The organism is Sphingopyxis sp. GW821-FHT10B01, assembly GCF_059415685.1.
The window spans coordinates 249,303-265,299 of the sequence record NZ_JBWKNS010000006.1 but is presented as its reverse complement, the minus strand read 5'-3'; the positions used below and the strand labels follow the sequence as shown (position 1 = coordinate 265,299).

Annotated in this window: 18 protein-coding genes; 8 read left to right on the top strand and 10 right to left on the bottom strand. The window is 64.6% G+C overall.

Annotation, left to right across the window (positions count from 1 at the left end; all coding sequences use genetic code 11):
- Nucleotides 1-178: 178 nt before the first annotated feature.
- Together AC07NV_RS18730 and AC07NV_RS18725 are read left to right on the top strand one after the other, a co-directional pair.
- On the top strand, nt 179-1,081 hold the full coding sequence (locus AC07NV_RS18730; RefSeq protein WP_495167903.1) for an SDR family oxidoreductase: 903 nt from the start codon (nt 179-181) through the stop codon (nt 1,079-1,081).
- Between the two features lie 132 nt (nt 1,082-1,213).
- On the top strand, nt 1,214-2,287 hold the full coding sequence (locus AC07NV_RS18725; RefSeq protein ID WP_495167902.1) for a hypothetical protein: 1,074 nt from the start codon (nt 1,214-1,216) through the stop codon (nt 2,285-2,287).
- Here AC07NV_RS18725 and AC07NV_RS18720 read toward each other — a convergent pair.
- The 6 genes from AC07NV_RS18720 to AC07NV_RS18695 form a co-directional block, all read right to left on the bottom strand.
- A complete protein-coding gene (locus tag AC07NV_RS18720) occupies nt 2,265-2,615 on the bottom strand; it encodes a DUF2794 domain-containing protein (RefSeq protein ID WP_495167901.1) in 351 nt (116 codons plus the stop codon). The genes AC07NV_RS18725 and AC07NV_RS18720 overlap by 23 nt on opposite strands.
- Entirely contained in the window at nt 2,615-3,334 is a 720-nt protein-coding gene (gene epsC, locus AC07NV_RS18715; protein WP_495167981.1) for a serine O-acetyltransferase EpsC, read from the bottom strand. The genes AC07NV_RS18720 and epsC overlap by 1 nt, the downstream gene beginning before the upstream one ends.
- An 84-nt stretch (nt 3,335-3,418) precedes the next feature.
- The gene (locus AC07NV_RS18710; RefSeq protein ID WP_495167900.1) at nt 3,419-4,018 is read right to left on the bottom strand and encodes a hypothetical protein; all 600 of its coding nucleotides are present in this window, start codon (nt 4,016-4,018) and stop codon (nt 3,419-3,421) included.
- Nucleotides 4,019-4,046: 28 nt separating this feature from the next.
- A complete protein-coding gene (locus tag AC07NV_RS18705; protein WP_495167899.1) occupies nt 4,047-5,456 on the bottom strand; it encodes a pyruvate dehydrogenase complex E1 component subunit beta in 1,410 nt (469 codons plus the stop codon).
- A gap of 1 nt (nt 5,457) precedes the next feature.
- The gene (pdhA, locus tag AC07NV_RS18700) at nt 5,458-6,528 is read right to left on the bottom strand and encodes a pyruvate dehydrogenase (acetyl-transferring) E1 component subunit alpha (RefSeq protein ID WP_495167898.1); all 1,071 of its coding nucleotides are present in this window, start codon (nt 6,526-6,528) and stop codon (nt 5,458-5,460) included.
- Nucleotides 6,529-6,667: 139 nt separating this feature from the next.
- Nucleotides 6,668-6,994 (bottom strand): FtsB family cell division protein, encoded by a 327-nt coding sequence (locus AC07NV_RS18695; protein ID WP_495167897.1) that lies wholly within the window; start codon nt 6,992-6,994, stop codon nt 6,668-6,670.
- 127 nt (nt 6,995-7,121) lie between these two features.
- On the opposite strand from AC07NV_RS18695, the gene AC07NV_RS18690 reads away from it, so the two are divergent.
- A complete protein-coding gene (locus AC07NV_RS18690; RefSeq protein ID WP_495167896.1) occupies nt 7,122-9,053 on the top strand; it encodes a S9 family peptidase in 1,932 nt (643 codons plus the stop codon).
- A 91-nt stretch (nt 9,054-9,144) separates the two neighbouring features.
- Here AC07NV_RS18690 and eno read toward each other — a convergent pair whose 3' ends face one another.
- On the bottom strand, nt 9,145-10,419 hold the full coding sequence (gene eno / locus AC07NV_RS18685) for a phosphopyruvate hydratase (protein WP_495167895.1): 1,275 nt from the start codon (nt 10,417-10,419) through the stop codon (nt 9,145-9,147).
- 201 nt (nt 10,420-10,620) lie between these two features.
- Between eno and AC07NV_RS18680 the strand changes: the two genes are divergently transcribed.
- From AC07NV_RS18680 to AC07NV_RS18660, 5 genes are all read left to right on the top strand, one after another.
- Nucleotides 10,621-11,166 carry a hypothetical protein gene (locus AC07NV_RS18680; RefSeq protein ID WP_495167894.1) on the top strand — a complete coding sequence of 182 codons (546 nt, stop codon included), beginning with the start codon at nt 10,621-10,623 and terminating at the stop codon, nt 11,164-11,166.
- Between the two features lie 10 nt (nt 11,167-11,176).
- Complete coding sequence (locus tag AC07NV_RS18675) at nt 11,177-11,656, top strand: phage holin family protein (protein WP_495167893.1); 480 nt, start codon at nt 11,177-11,179, stop codon at nt 11,654-11,656.
- On the top strand, nt 11,640-12,029 hold the full coding sequence (locus AC07NV_RS18670; protein ID WP_495167892.1) for a hypothetical protein: 390 nt from the start codon (nt 11,640-11,642) through the stop codon (nt 12,027-12,029). Before AC07NV_RS18675 ends, AC07NV_RS18670 begins: the two co-directional genes overlap by 17 nt.
- The gene (locus AC07NV_RS18665; RefSeq protein ID WP_495167891.1) at nt 12,007-12,375 is read left to right on the top strand and encodes a hypothetical protein; all 369 of its coding nucleotides are present in this window, start codon (nt 12,007-12,009) and stop codon (nt 12,373-12,375) included. Before AC07NV_RS18670 ends, AC07NV_RS18665 begins: the two co-directional genes overlap by 23 nt.
- A gap of 86 nt (nt 12,376-12,461) precedes the next feature.
- A complete protein-coding gene (locus tag AC07NV_RS18660) occupies nt 12,462-12,680 on the top strand; it encodes a DUF4170 domain-containing protein (RefSeq protein WP_495167890.1) in 219 nt (72 codons plus the stop codon).
- Nucleotides 12,681-12,710: 30 nt separating this feature from the next.
- Here AC07NV_RS18660 and AC07NV_RS18655 read toward each other — a convergent pair whose 3' ends face one another.
- The 3 genes from AC07NV_RS18655 to AC07NV_RS18645 form a co-directional block, all read right to left on the bottom strand.
- Nucleotides 12,711-12,989 (bottom strand): ETC complex I subunit, encoded by a 279-nt coding sequence (locus AC07NV_RS18655; protein ID WP_495167889.1) that lies wholly within the window; start codon nt 12,987-12,989, stop codon nt 12,711-12,713.
- A 66-nt stretch (nt 12,990-13,055) separates the two neighbouring features.
- Nucleotides 13,056-15,518 carry an ATP-dependent helicase HrpB gene (gene hrpB / locus AC07NV_RS18650; protein WP_495167888.1) on the bottom strand — a complete coding sequence of 821 codons (2,463 nt, stop codon included), beginning with the start codon at nt 15,516-15,518 and terminating at the stop codon, nt 13,056-13,058.
- Nucleotides 15,518-15,904 carry a DUF1801 domain-containing protein gene (locus AC07NV_RS18645; protein ID WP_495167887.1) on the bottom strand — a complete coding sequence of 129 codons (387 nt, stop codon included), beginning with the start codon at nt 15,902-15,904 and terminating at the stop codon, nt 15,518-15,520. Before AC07NV_RS18645 ends, hrpB begins: the two co-directional genes overlap by 1 nt.
- Nucleotides 15,905-15,997: the final 93 nt, after the last annotated feature.

The following is a 15,997-nucleotide window of genomic DNA, read 5'->3' as shown; positions in this document are numbered from 1 at the left end:
GGTGACAATCTGACGGCGCTGCTATGACGGTTGAGTGACAGTTGCACGTCATTTGCATGACATTTTTGTTTCACCGGTCACTTTTCTCTCCCTCTTGCCAGCGGAGTGCGAACGGCTAAGGACGTTCCAGTTTTTTCGGGCAACCCTTTTTGCGGGAGGCCCCTTCCGGGAGACCATCATGACGATCAAATTTGACGGACGCGTTGCTATTGTTACCGGCGCCGGCGGCGGCCTTGGCCGCGCCTATGCGCTCGAACTCGCGCGCCGCGGTGCCAAGGTCGTCGTCAACGACCTCGGCGGATCGCGCGACGGCACCGGTCACTCGGATGCCGCACTGCAGGTCGTCGAGGAAATCCGTGCGGCGGGCGGCACCGCGATGTCGAACGGCGGCAGCGTCACCGAATATGACCAGATGGTCGAATTGGTGGCGAAGGCGAAGGAAGAATGGGGCGGCGTCCACGTCCTGATCAACAACGCCGGCATCCTGCGCGACAAGAGCTTTGCCAAGATGGAACCCGTCGATTTCGATCTGGTGCTCAAGGTTCACGTCAGCGGTAGCGCCAATGTCACCAAGGCCTGCTGGGACCTGATGCGCGAACAGGCTTACGGCCGCATCCTGATGACGGCATCGTCGACAGGCCTCTACGGCAATTTCGGCCAAGCCAATTATGGCGCAGCAAAGCTCGGCCTCGCGGGGCTGACCAAGACGCTCCACCTCGAAGGCGCGAAATATAACATCCGCTGCAACACGATCGCACCGGTCGCGGGCACGCGGATGACCGAGGATATCTTCCCCGCCGAGCTGTTCGAAAAGTTCACCCCGGAGAATGTCGTCCCCGCCGCACTCTATCTGGTCAGCGAAGATGCGCCGACCAACATGATCGTCGGTGCCGGCGCCGGCGCGTTCCACGCCGCCTATGTCACCATGACCCCCGGTGTGGCCCTGCCCGAAGGCGAACGCACCCCCGAAGGTGTCGCGGCGGCGTGGGAAAAGATCATCGACCGCAACGGCGAAACCGTGCCCCAGTCGGGCAGCGAGCAGTCGATGGCCGTCATGCGCGCCCTGCAGGCGCTGGGCTGACCTCGATCCGATCCTCTCCGTCGCGGCGCGACGGGGAGGATCAGCCGCAATCCGCATCACTGTATTGACACAGTAATACGCATATGCGATGACGATTGCGGGGCAAGGGGATCGGACAGAAGGACGACCCCGATGTATAGTGAAACCGACCTGCAAGCCGCGGTCGATGCAAAAGTACTGACGCCAGAGGCCGCATTGGCCTTTCGGTCGCATATCGCATCGGTGCGCGCCGCCCCCGGAGCGGACGAGGAATCGTTCCGCCTGATCACCGGCTTCAACGATATTTTCGTCAGCATCGCGGCGGTCATCCTGCTCGTCGCGGTGGCGTGGATCGGCGCATCGATCCATCCCGCGCTCGGCGGCGCGTTCGTTGCCGCCTCGGCCTGGTTCCTCGCCGAATATTTCACACGCAAGCGCCGCATGGCGCTGCCCAGCATCGTGCTCGTCCTTGCCTTTGCGGGCGGGGTCTTTGCAACGATGGTCGGCTTCCTTGTCGAGCATGGCGAATCCATTTTCAGTAACGATCCCGGCGAGACCGTCGGCGCGATCGTGATCGGTTCGATGGCAGCGGTGACTGCCGGCGCAACCTGGCTCCACTGGAAGCGCTTCATGGTGCCGATCACCGTTGCTGCGGGTACTGCGGCCCTCGCCGCGACCGCTGTAGCACTCGTGCTCGCGATCACCGGCCTTCTCAGCCCCGACGGCACGCTGCCGATGGCGCTGGTGCTGATCGCCGGGCTCGGCGTGTTCACCCTCGCCATGTGGTGGGACCGCAGCGACCGGGTGCGCCAGACGCGCCGCAGCGACGTCGCCTTCTGGCTCCATCTGCTCGCCGCCCCGATGATCGCGCACCCGATTTTCCACCTGCTTGGCGTCACGCGCGGCGACGACATCGGCAGCGCCGCGGCGGTAATGGTGATCGGCGTTTATATCCTGTTCGGCTTGATCGCGCTCGCGATCGATCGCCGCGCCCTGCTCGTCTCGGCGCTCGCCTATGTGCTGTTCGCGATGACCCAGTTGTTCAACACCTTTGGCGCGGTCGAGCTGAATGTCGCGCTGACGGCGTTCGTCATCGGTTCGGCGCTGCTGCTGCTCTCGGCCTTCTGGCAGAATGCCCGGGCGGTGGTGGTCGGCTTCCTGCCCGACAATCTGGCAAGCCAGCTGCCCGCGACGACGCGGACGGTCAGTCCGATACCAGCTTCATAAGCTTGCGTTCGACGGGGGCGAGCACGTTCGCGAGCTCGTCCCCGCGCTTCAGGATCGCCCCGGCTTCGGAGACAAGGGCCCACATGCCCTGCCTGCTCCGCAAGGCGGGGCGTTTTTCTATGCGATATTCGGGACGCTCGGAGGCGCGGCGGAATGCCGAGAAGATCGCCGCATCGCGGTGGAAATCCATCGCATAGTCGCGCCAGTGACCCGCAGCGACCATGCGGCCGTAGAGGTCAAGGATGCGCATCAACTCGGGGCGCTCGAAGCCGGTCTGCTGCGGAACCGCTCTGATATTGCCGAACGGTAGAGGCGTGACCGTTCCCATCAGGCGCGGGTCCGGCCCCCTTTGCGCTGCGGCGCTTCATCGTCGACGGCCGCAAGTTCGCGTTCGTCGAGCAAGGCCTTCAGCTGCTTCTGCATCTGATCGAGCTGGCATTGCAGCAGTTCGACCTTCTGCGTCGCCGGATCGAAATTCTCGCTGCATGGTGTACCATAGGGGACGAACTCGCGGGCATATTCGGTCGCGTCGAGCAAGGTCGAGCGTGCGGGAATGCCGACCATCACCGCGCCCTCGGGCACATCTTTCGTCACCACGGCGTTGGCGCCGACACGCGCCCGCGCGTTGACCATCACGGGGCCAAGGATCTGTGCGCCCGACCCGACGATCACATCATCCGCGAGGGTCGGATGGCGCTTGCCGCCGATGCCGTTCGCGGGGTCGGTACCCCCGAGCGTGACGCCCTGATAGATGGAGACATTGTCGCCGATCTCGGCGGTCTCGCCGATGACGACGCCAAAGCCGTGATCGATGAACAGATGGCGCCCGATCTTCGCCCCCGGATGGATGTCGATCGCGGTCAGAAAGCGCGAGAAGTGATTGACGAAGCGCGCGAGGAAGAACAGCCGCGCCTCGAACAGCCAATGCGCGGCACGATGCAAGCCAACCGCGAGAATACCCGGATACAGCAGTATTTCCCAACGCGACCGCGGCGCAGGGTCGCGCGCCTTGATCGAATCGAGATAGGCGACCAGCCCGTTGAACATCGCATTGTCCCCTGCGACCCCGTTTGTTCGCAGCAAGATAGATGCTCGGGCGTGTCATTTCCACCCCCGGACGCGTTTTAATCGTCAGCGGCCGAACAACCCGATCCGGAACAGCAGCCCACCTTCGCCGCGCCAGCGCCGTTCGCCGTCGTTTTCGGCGATCGCGCCTGCCCAGCGATCGAGCATCAGAAGCGGCCGGTTTCCGGAAAAAATGCGCCGCGACGGCGCCGGCAGGGCCTTGGCGTCGTCCAGCAAGTTGCGCGCTTCCCTCTCATCCTCTTCGACCCCCGCGCCCCAAAGGAGTCCCCAGCGCTTTCCGCCGGCCTCTTGGCCGCCCGACAGCGCAAAAAGCTGCATACCGAAGCTTTCGGACGCAGAGCGGCGGTCGTCGGTGGTTTCGGCAAGCAACATCGCTTCGGCGGCGTCGACCAGCGCGTCGAGACCGCCCTGCCCCGCCCAAGTCGCCTGAAGCTCGGCGAGTAGCGGCTCGCCCTTCGGCAGTGCACCCGGATCGTTCGCCAGCATCGCCGTCATGTCGCGCCACCAGGCGAGCTTGATCTGGCCGATCAGCGGTTCGCGCGCGTCGATCAGCAGCTTGGTCAGTCGCGCCGTCAGTCCCCATAATGCCGCCATGGCCGCACGCCGCGCGTGCGGTACGGAGACCATCACGCGCGGATCGCGCATATCGGGATAAAATGCCGCCTCCGGGTCGTCAGGCGCGATTGCGGACCGCCTTCACCGCCGCGACGACGCGCGGCGTATCGATCAGTGCCATCTTTTCGAGATTGTGCGCATAAGGTAGCGGCACATCCTCGTTGCACACGCGCAGGACCGGGGCATCGAGATCGTCGAAGCCATGCTCCATCGCGACCATCGCGAGTTCGCTAGCGATCGAGCAGGTCGGCCAGCCTTCCTCGACGATGACAAGGTGATTGGTCTTCTTGAGGCTCGCGAGCACGGTTGCGGTATCGAGCGGGCGGAGCGTGCGCAAGTCGATGACCTCGGCGTCGATCCCCTCGCCCGCGAGCTGGTCGGCGGCTTCGAGCGCAAGCCCGACGCCGATCGAATAGCTGACGATCGTCACGTCGCTACCAGCCCGCATGATCCGCGCCTTGCCGATCGGCAGCACGAAATCGTCGACTTCGGGCACGTCGAAGCTGCGGCCGTAAAGCAGTTCGTTTTCGAGGAAGACGACGGGGTCTTCGGTACGGATTGCGGCCTTGAGCAGCCCCTTGGCATCGGCGGCATCATAAGGCGCAATCACGATCAGGCCGGGGACGCTCGCATACCAGGGCGCATAATTCTGGCTGTGCTGCGCGCCGACGCGCGCCGCGGCGCCGTTGGGGCCGCGGAAGACGATCGGGCAGCGCATCTGGCCACCCGACATATAATTGGTCTTCGCCGCCGAGTTGATGATGTGGTCGATCGCCTGCATCGCGAAGTTGAAGGTCATGAACTCGATGATCGGACGCAGCCCGCCCATCGCAGCCCCGGTGCCGAGGCCGGCGAAGCCATATTCGGTGATCGGCGTATCGACGACGCGTTGCGCGCCGAATTCCTCGAGCAGGCCCTGTGTGACCTTGTACGCGCCCTGATATTCGGCGACTTCCTCGCCCATCACAAAGACGCGGTCATCCTTGCGCATTTCCTCGGCCATTGCATCGCGCAGGGCTTCGCGGACCGTCAGACGCGCCATCGCAGTGCCTTCGGGGATCGCCGGGTCCGATGCACGTTCGCTTGCGGCAGGTTTCTCCGTCGCCCCCGCGGAGGCGAGGGCCGCTGGAGCCGGTTCGCTAACGCTTGCGGCCCCCGCCTGCGCGGGGGCGACGTCCTTTTGTTCAGCAAGCGCAGGCGCGGGCGCCGGAGCAGCCGCTTCCTCACCCTCGCCCGTAATCGTTGCGATCACGGTACCGACCTTTACGTTATCGGTGCCCTCGGCGATCAGAATCTGGCCGATCGTGCCCTCGTCGATCGCTTCGAATTCCATCGTCGCCTTGTCGGTTTCGATCTCGGCGAGAATGTCGCCCGACTTCACCGTGTCGCCTTCCTTGACGAGCCACTTGGCGAGCGTGCCTTCTTCCATCGTCGGCGACAGCGCCGGCATTTTCAATTCGATGGCCATCTCAATATTGCTCCACCAGCACGTCGGTATAAAGTTCATGCAATTCGGGTTCGGGCGCACTTTCCGCAAAGTCGGCGGACTCGGCCACGATCGCGCGGATTTCCTTGTCGATATCCTTGAACTTCTCCTCGGTGATGCCCGCGTCGGTCATCAGCTTCTTCAGATGTTCGATGGCGTCGGACTTGTCGCGCACCGCCTGCACTTCCTCGCGGCTGCGATATTTGGCGGGGTCGGACATCGAGTGACCGCGATAGCGATAGGTTTTGAGTTCCATCAGCACCGGTCCCTTGCCCGCGCGCACCCATTCGAGCGCCGCTTCGGCCGCGCCGCGCACCGCGAGCACGTCCATGCCGTCGACCTGCATACCGGGGATGCGAAAGCTTTCGCCGCGGCGATAGAGCTGATCCTCGGCCGACGAGCGGTTAACCGAGGTACCCATCGCATATTGGTTGTTCTCGATCACGAAGATGATCGGCAGCTTCCACAGCTCGGCCATGTTGAAGCTTTCGTACACCTGGCCCTGGTTCGATGCGCCGTCACCGAAATAGGCCATCGCAACGCCACCGTCGCCGCGATATTTGTGCGCGAAGGCCAGCCCGGTGCCGAGCGACACCTGCGCGCCGACAATGCCGTGGCCGCCATAGAATTTATGCTCGACGCTGAACATGTGCATCGAACCACCCTTGCCGCGCGAAATACCCGCGGCGCGGCCGGTCAGCTCGGCCATGATCACCTTGGGATCGATACCGTAAGCGAGCATGTGGCCATGGTCACGGTAACCGGTGATGACGCTGTCCTTGTCGCCGTCGAGCGCCGACTGGAGACCGACCGCGACGGCTTCCTGACCGATATACAAATGACAGAAACCGCCGATCAGGCCGAGGCCGTAGAGCTGCCCCGCCTTCTCTTCGAAGCGGCGGATCAGCAGCATCTCGCGATAGAATTTTTCCAGCTCTTCGGGCGTCGCGTCATAGGGAACGGGATCGCGCGGTTGCTCGCGATTGTTCGCGGGAGCCGGGGTGGATGCAGTCTTTTTTGGCGCGGGGGAGGTGCGCGCTGGTGCTTTGGCCAAGACGGGTTCCTTTGCATTTTCGCCGTTACGGCAAGCCGCCATATAGGAGAGCCACGCCGCACTTGGCAACGCCCACCATCTGATGGGGTGAAGCCTACTTACGTATGCAGCATGGGTGCAGCAAAGCTGCGGCGAAAGCTTAAGGTTTTGCGGTCTTGTCCATCGGAATGATATACTCGTCCTGATGATAGGCGCCGAGCTTCTCGCGCACATATTCTTCGGCCAGGTCAGGGTCGACGCTTCGCCGGTCGAGCAAGTTGACGCGGTTCTGCAGATCGCTCTGCTTCTTCGTCAGCTCGCTCAATATGACACGCTTCTTTTCGACCGACTGACCATAGTCACCCCACGCATAGAGCCCGGTCGGACCGAAAATGATGTAGCCGATCATCGCCAGCACCACCATCACCGCGATGGCGGGACCGGCGGCCCGGTTCATCGATTTGCGGAATTTGTGGCGCTGCGTCATTCCGGCCCTTGAATCAGAGTTGATTCATGGCGTCAAGCGCCGATCCCACGCTTTTCCACACTAAATTGTGGCCGAGCGGATTGGGGTCTGCCACAGTCGCGCGAATGTTTTTGCCGGGGGGTTCGATATGCGACTGATCTTCACTGCCGTTCTGCTTGCCACCGCATCTCCGCTTGCCGCACAAATCGCGACCCCCGATCGCCCCGTCACCGATCCGCAATCGATCGTCTCGCCTGCCAATCCGGACAGCCGACCGGTGCCGCTCGACGACATCGGGGTTACCCGCTCGCTCTATGACGCGGTGTGGAGCGCCGACGGCAAACAGATCTTTATCGCCACCGACCTGTCGGGCCGTGTCAACATATGGCGGATGGAAGCCAACGGTAGCTGGCCGGTACAGCTGACGCAGTCCGACGACGCGCAATCGGGTCTCGAGGTATCGCGAGACGGCAAATGGCTTTACTTCACGCAGGACGTCGGCGGAAACGAATATCCCGATGTCTATCGCCTGCCGGTCGGCGGCGGCACCGTCGAGAACCTGACCAACACGCCCGACCGCCGCGAAGACAGCCTGCTCGTCGGCCCGTCGGGCGGCCTCGTCGCGCTCTCGACCAAGCTGAAGAGCGAAGGCCAGACCAATGTCGCCGTGATGGACGCGAGCGGCAAGATCCGCACGCTGACCGCCGAAAAGGATCCCGCCTACAACTGGTCAGCGGCAGCGTGGATCGATGGCGGCAAGGCGATCATCGCCAACCGCGCGCGCGTCGACGGATCGGTTGGCGAAGTCTGGCGGATCGGTGTCGCCAGCGGCGCCGCGACAAAACTGCTCGCAAAGCCCAAGACCATCTATCAGGCGACCGGTGCAAGCTCCGAAGGAACGACCCTGGCCGTCACCACGGACGAAGGCACCGGCCAGTCGCACGCGGGGGTCTATACCGTAGCGACGAAGGCATGGCGCTGGCTCGCGCCGACGCCATGGGAGGAATCGAGCGACATCATGACTCCCGACGGGAGCGCGATGTTCGTGCGCACGAACAATGACGGCCGGTCGGCGCTGACGCGCGTCGACCTTTCGACGATGGTGAGGACCGATCTCGCGCTCGATCCCGGCCGCAATGCGATCCCCGGCCTGACGGCCATCTCGCCCGACGGGCGAAAGATGTTCGTCACGCGCAGCGGCGCGGATTCGCCGACAATGCTCTACACATACGATCTCGCCGCGAACAAGGCGGTGGCGACAGTGCCGCTTGCGATGGCCAGCCTGACCCCGGCGCTGCTCCCGAAATCGCAGGTCGTCACATACAAGAGCTTCGACGGCACGCTGATCAGCGCGATCGTGACGACGCCGTTCAACCTGAAACGCGACAGCAGCAACCCCGCGGTCGTTTTGCCGCACGGCGGGCCGACCGGACAGTCGCAGGACGGTTTCTCGCGCTATGCCACGGCTTTCGCGACGCGCGGCTATGTCGTGATCCAGCCCAATTTCCGGGGCTCGACCGGCTATGGCAAGGCGTTTCAGGAAGCCAATTTCAAGGATCTCGGCGGCGGCGACCTGAAGGACACCGTCGCAGCCAAGGACTTCCTCGTTCGATCGGGCTATGTCGACAAGACGAAGGTCGGCATTTTCGGCGGCTCGTACGGCGGCTTCATGACCCTGATGGCGATTGGCCGTACCCCCGACGAATTCGCCGCGGCGGTGCAATGGTACGGAATCATCAACTGGCGCACGATGTACCGCGATCAGGACGAACTGCTTAAAGCCTATCAGCGCACGCTGCTCGGCACCCCCGAGGAAAACCCCGCGGTCTATGATGCCTCGTCACCGCTCACTTACATGAAGGCCGCGAAGGCACCGCTGCTCAGCCTGCAGGGCGAAAACGACATTCGCGTGCCCCGCGGCCAAGCGCAGGAGGTCGAGGACATACTGAAAGCCAAGGACAATGTCGTCGAGACGGTCTTCTATCCCGCCGAAGGCCACGGCTTCCAGAAGCGCGAGACGCAGCTCGACGCGCTGCGCCGCACGATCGGCTGGTTCGATAAATATCTGAAGGGGAAGTGAGCGCGCCCCGGTCATGATCCCCGGCGAAAGCCGGGGCCCAGATTTCCCGGCGCTCGGCATGTGGGGCCCGGCTTTCGCCGGGGATCACATATTAGCCGAAAATCGCCACCCCTGGATAACGCGCCATGTCGCCCAGCTCTTCCTCGATGCGGATCAACTGATTGTACTTGGCGAGCCGGTCCGAACGCGCGAGGCTGCCGGTCTTGATCTGGCCGCAGTTGGTGGCGACCGCCAGGTCGGCGATCGTCGAATCCTCGGTCTCGCCAGAACGGTGCGACATCACCGCAGTGTAGCGCGCGCGGTGCGCCATATCGACTGCGTCGAGCGTTTCCGACAGCGTGCCGATCTGGTTGACCTTGACGAGCAGCGAGTTGGCAAGACCGTCCTTGATCCCCTGCTCCAGACGCAGCGGGTTGGTGACGAACAAATCGTCGCCGACGAGCTGGCACTTGTCGCCGACCAAGTCGGTGAGCGCCTTCCAGCCAACAAAATCATCTTCGCTCATGCCATCCTCGATCGACTTGATCGGATAGTCCTTCACGAGCGCGGCGAGATATTCGGCCATCTGCTCGGGGCTGAGCGACAGGCCCTCGCCGCTGATCTCGTACTTGCCGTTCTTGAAGAATTCGGTTGCAGCGCAATCGAGCGCAAGAACGACGTCGGTACCGAGCTTGAAGCCAGCCTGATCGACCGAGGCGGCGATGAAGTCGAGCGCGGCGCGCGTCGAGGCGAGGTTCGGGGCGAAGCCGCCTTCGTCACCGACGGCGGTCGCGAGGCCCTTTGCCGACAGGCCCTTCTTCAGCGTGTGAAAAATCTCGCTGCCCCAGCGCACGGCTTCGGCGATGCTGCCGGCGCCGACGGGCATGATCATGAATTCCTGCACGTCGATCGGATTGTCGGCATGTTCGCCGCCGTTGATGATGTTCATCATCGGTACCGGCAGGGTGCGCGCCGAGACACCGCCGACGTAACGATAGAGCGGCAGGCCGCGCGCGTCGGCGGCCGCCTTGGCGACGGCGAGGCTGACGCCGAGGATGGCATTCGCGCCGAGCCGGCTCTTGTTCGGGGTGCCGTCGAGGTCGATCATCGCCTGATCGAGTTCGCGCTGATCCTCGGCGTCGAGGCCGATCAGCGTTTCGGCGATGTCGCCGTTTACGGCGGCGACCGCCTTGATGACGCCCTTGCCCAGATAGCGCGACTTGTCGCCATCGCGCAGTTCGACCGCTTCGTGCGCGCCGGTCGAGGCACCCGAGGGGACTGCGGCGCGGCCAAAGCTGCCGTCTTCGAGTAGGACATCGACTTCGACGGTGGGGTTGCCGCGGCTGTCGAGGATTTCGCGGCCGTGGATGTCGATGATGGCGGTCATGAGTTTTGTCCTGCTGGCGGCCAGCGACGGGCCGGTAGGGAAAGGCGCCCGCCTGTTATCGGCGAGGTGCCCTTAGTGCAACCACTGCATAGGAATTTTGCGCGCCTATGGAACCATTGGGCGCGCTTTGCTATATATTGAGGCAGGACCAAAGGGATGTTCGCCGATGCGGCACCCGACATAAAGAAGAGGATGAAGTCGATGGCCAAAGCCGCTACTCCCGTGACGAAGAAAGTCGCTGCTCCCCGTCCCAAGGCACCCGCAAAGGCCGCGGCCACCAAGGCTGCCCCCGCGCGCAAGCCCGCAACCGCGAAGGCCGCCAAGGATCACCCGATCCGCGACCAGATCGCTGCGACCCGCGACACCATCAAGACCGAAGCATCGAAAAAGGCGGCTTCGCTGAAGGAAGAAGCGACGTCGCTGAAGAATCAGGCCTCGGTCAAGGCACGCGACGCCGCGAACAAGGGCAAGGACAAGGCGGCCGAAGCTGTCGGCAGCCTGGCCAAGCTTCTCGAGGACAGCGCCGGCACCGTCGACAGCAAGTTCGGCAAGCAATATGGCGACTACGCCCGCTCGGCGGCCACGACCGTCGCCGGCCTCGCCTCGACACTCGACAAAAAGGATCTCGACGAACTCGCGGCATCGACCCGCGACATCGTGAAGAAGAATCCGGCGATTGCCGTCGGTGCCGCCACGGTGATCGGATTTGTTCTGGCCCGGATGCTCAAGGGTTCGAACAACAACTGATCCATCCGAAATGTCATCCGCAAAACCTGACACCCCCTCCCCGTCCGACGCGTCAGGCGAACAGGCCACGTTCGACCGCGTGAGCCACGGCTATGCGCCGGACGGGAAGGCGGCCACACCGCCGCCTGTCCCGCTCGAGAAGATTGTCGGCGATGTCGTCGACAATGTGAGGGCGACCGCGAAGGCCGAATTCGCACTGATCGAGGCGCGGGGCGAGTTGGCCTTGCACGGCGCGACATGGACCGCGGTGTGGGGCACGATCGCCGCATGCGCGCTTGCTGTCGCGATGCTCGCGCTCGCCTTTGGCGCGATCCTCGCGCTCGCCCCGCATGTTGGTCCGTTTGTTGCGACATTGATTGTTGTCGCCATACTCGCGGCTATGGCAGGCTTCGCGGGTTGGCGTGCACAGCGCAGCTATGGTGACATTCGCACCGCGCTCCGCCGTGACCTGACGAACGAAGGGATCGATGCCGATGCCGCGGACGCGTAACCGTTTGATCGCCGCCGCGCGTCGTTCGATGCTGCAGCGTGCAGAACTGCACCGGCGGCTCGATGTCGCGAGGGCGGCGCTCAAACCCGGGGCGCTCGTCGATCGGGGCAAATATAACATCGGCGGAAAGGTCGATGATGCGGCCCATGCGGTAAGGGAAGAGTTCCGTAGCAACCGGCTGCCGATCGCGATCGCGGCGATTGCCGGCGTCGCGTGGCTTTTCCGCGAACCGATCAAGGAACATGTCCCGAGGCTCGGGCGCAAGATTCAGGACCTGGCGGCAAATGTCGCCGATCATTTTCGCCCTGCCGACGATTTGGCGGACGAAGATGAAATCGAACCATTGGAGGATGAAGATGAAGCCGTTCGGTGAAACCGCCCGCGAGACGCGTGCAAAAGCGAGTGAACTTGCGGAGAAAACCGCCGAAAACGCCCGCCTGACCGCCGAAGCGGCCAAGGCGCGCATCCAGGACGGCTATGGCCGCGCCCGCGCCGCCACCGAGGATTTCGCAGCGAAAGCCAGCGAACAAGCCGGCGTCGCCCGCGAAGCCGCCGGTGAGGCGCTCGAAAGGGGCAAGGCGCAGGCAAAGCGCGCGAACAGCAAGCTCAAGGATGCGGCCGAGAAGCAGCCGCTGGCTTTGGTCGCGGGCGCGGTCGCCATCGGCGCGCTGCTGGGCTCGCTGCTCCCCAAGGGTCGCAAGGACGATCCCGACAGCTGAAAGACTGCTGACTTGCTTATTCGCCCGTGGGAGAATAGGGGGCTGCGCTTCCCCTCCCCAAGACTTTTACCGTCAGGAATCCGAAGATGAGCAAGCTTCACCTGGTTTTCGGCGGACGCGTCAGCGATCCGCAGGGCCTCGATTTTACCGACCTTCATAACCTCGACGTTGTCGGCCTTTATCCCGACTACAAGACGGCCGAAAAGGCATGGCGCAGCGCCGCACAGCGCACCGTCGACGATGCCGAAATGAAATATGTCGTCGTCCACCTGCACAAGCTGTTGCAGCCGGACCAAGACGCCTGATTGCGACGGCCCTTCGGGGCCGTCTTTTTATCAGCGAAAATTGTCGGCGTAGGCCTGAATTTTCAGCGTGCGGACGGGTGTCGTGACGACCTCGGCCTCGATGCCTTCACGCGTCGCATAAGCCACCGCTTCTTCGCGGCTCGCGAAACCAAGGCGCAGTTGACGCTGCGTGTCGCCGCTGCCTGCCCAGCCCATCAGCGGATCGGCCTTGCGCGCTTCGGCGGGGGCGAACTCCAGCATCCAGCGCTGGGTTCCGGCACGCCCCGACTGCATCGCATTCTTGGGCTTCTGGAAAATACGCGCTTTCATCGGGGTCGTCCTGTTCTGGTGCCTGTGCCGCCGCCTTAGCGCCAAGCGGCGCCCGCGAAAAGGGGCCTATTGCGCATCGTGCCGCGCCTGCGCCGCTTTCGTCATCAATGTCGGCCGCGCGTTCGCCGGATCGTCGGGCCAGCTATGTTTCGGATAGCGCCCGCGCATCTCGCGCGCCACATCGTGCCAGCTACCGCCCCAGAAAGACACAAGGTCGCGCGTCGTCTGGATCGGGCGATGCGCAGGCGAGGTCAGCGCAAGTATCAGCGGCACAGGCGGGTCGCCGATCGTCGGATGGCGCGCGAGCCCGAACAGTTCCTGCACGCGCACGCTGACCGTCGGCCCGCCGTCGGCGCCATAGTCGATGGCATGCCGGCTCCCCGCCGGGGTCGTATAGTCAGCAGGTACGTGCTTTTCGAGCAGCTGACGCGCCGACCAGTCGAGCGTCGCCATCAGCGCGTCGGCGAGCTTGCGATCGCCGATGTCACGCAGGCCTCGGCAACCGGCAAGCAGCGGTTCGAGCCATATCTCGAGACTGTCGGCAAGCGCGCCGGTCGACAGGGCATCGATGCCCGCAAACAACGCGCGCTGGCGCAGCGCCTGCGAAGCCGGTCCCCAACCGATCAATCCCAGCCCCTTGTCGCGGACAGCCGCCATCCGCAACGCGACATCATCCTCGGCCCCCTCGCCTCGACCCGCCTGCCCGCTCGCCAGCGCAATCGCGCCGAGCCGCCGTTCGCGGCGATGGTCGACGCGGTCGTTCGCGCTGTCGTAGCTGCTCGCCGAATGGGTAACAATCCGGTTGCCAAAGATCGCCTCGATCTCGGCCAGTTCGATCGGCGCCGCCGCGAGGATCCGCACCCCAGCCGCATGCCCCTGTGCATCGGCGATCGCTAGCCATTCGCTGCCTGCCAGCGGCTCGACCGCGTCGATGCGATAGGCCCGGCCGCCAACGCTGAGATACTCGCCCCGTTGGCCCGCGCGCTGGCGCGCAACACGGTCGGGCCAGGCAGTGGCGATCCAGCCGCCGATCGAGCGCGGCGCAACCCCGTCGGTTTCCGCCGCGAGCTTTTCGCCGATGGTTGCAAGCCGCCGCGCGAGGCGCCCCGCCCCTTCGCTGCGATCGCCGCGCTGCCCGCGCCAGCGCCCAAGCCGCGCCTCGACATCGACGCCGCGCCCGCCGAGGCCGGGCTCGGTGAGCAGCACCGCAAGGCGCCCCGCCATTTCGGCTTCACCCGCGCGTGCGGCATCGAGCAACATATGCGCAAGCGGCACCGGCAGCGGGATCGACGCCAGCGCCTTGCCATGCGCAGTGATGCGGCCGTCGTCGGCCAGCGCACCAATCGCCTGCAACCGGGCCTTCGCCTCCGAAATTGCGGCGGGCGACGGCGGGTCGAGCCAGCCGAGCTGGCGCGGATCGACGATGCCCCAGCTCGCGCAATCGAGCACGACGGGCATCAGATCATTCTCATGGATTTCGGGCGGATCGAACGGCGGCATGCCTGCGGTCGCGGCGGCCTCCCACAAGCGGTAAGCGACTCCCGGCCCCTGCCGCGCCGCGCGCCCGGCGCGCTGCGTCGCCGATGCCTGGCTTGCGCGTTCGGTGACGAGGCGTGCAATGCCCGCCGCCTTGTCGAAGCGCGGACGGCGCGACAGGCCGGCGTCGATCACAATCCGCACGCCCTCGATCGTCAGGCTGGTTTCGGCAATGCTCGTCGCCAGGATGAGCTTGCGCCCGCCGTCGGGGTCGCGAACGAGGGCCTTGCGCTGCAGCCCCGGATCGATCTGTCCGTGCAGGCGGTGGACAACGAGCGGCAGGCGCGCGTCCTCGACCGCGGTCGCCGCGCGTTCGATATCGGCCGCCCCGGGCAGGAAGGTCAGTATATCGCCCCCCGCCTCCTCGCTCAGCGCTTGTCGCACCGCGCCCAGCACCGACGCCTCCAGCCGGTCCTCGGCGCGGCGGCCGATATGGCGGAGCTCAAGCGGCCAGATCTTGCCCTCGCTCTTCACCACCGGCGCGTTGCCGAGCAGCGCGCCAAAGCGCGCGCCGTCGAGCGTCGCCGACATCGCGACAAGGCGCAGGTCATCGCGCAGCCCCTGCTGCGCGTCGATCGCGAGCGCGAGCGCGAAATCGCCGTCGAGGCTCCGTTCGTGAACCTCGTCGAACAGCACGGCGGACACGCCTGAAAGCTCGGGATCGGCGAGAATGCGATTGCGGAACAGCCCCGGCGTCATCACAAGCAACCGCGTCGCCGCCGACTGCTTGCTGTCGAGCCGCGTCGCATAACCGACATGTCCGCCGACCGCCTCACCCATTTCCTCGGATATGCGCTCTGCCGCGGCCCGCGCCGCCAGCCGACGGGGCGACAGCAGCCACACCGCGCCCTTGCACCAGGGCTGGTCGAGCAAGGCCGGCGCGACGCGCGTCGTCTTGCCGGCGCCGGGGGGCGCCACAACGACGGCGTTGGGTTTCAGCACCAGCGCCGCCATGATGTCGGGCAGAACGATGTCGATCGGCAGCGGTTGCATCAGGCGCGCGCCGCGGGATTGCCCAGTTCGGCGTTGAGGCGGAAGGCTTCGGTGGCGAGGGCCTCGACCGTTTCAGGCGTAACCCCGGTCGCCTCGGTCATCACCAGATTACCGAGTTCATATTTGCCGCTCGCCTTGATCCGAGGCTCCAGTCTGCGCAGCCGCTTGCCGCGCCAGAAACCGAGCAGGACACGGCATTCTTCGGCGCGGATCAGGATGCACGGACCGTTCGCCATGAAGACGAGGTTGGTCCATTTGATCGTTTCTTCGAAAGGCGCGGCGCGCAGGATCGCTGCGCGGAGCATGGTGCAACGCTCAAGCTGCCAACCGGAAAGCGCCGCAATATAGGCATCCGGATTTGCCGCCGCCGGGCCCATCATCGACATTCCGTCACATCCCCTCTGCTTCTTCTTCGTGCCTTTGCGCCTTTGCGTGAGATTTTTCTGGTTTCACGCAAAGGCGCAAAGGCACGAAGAAGA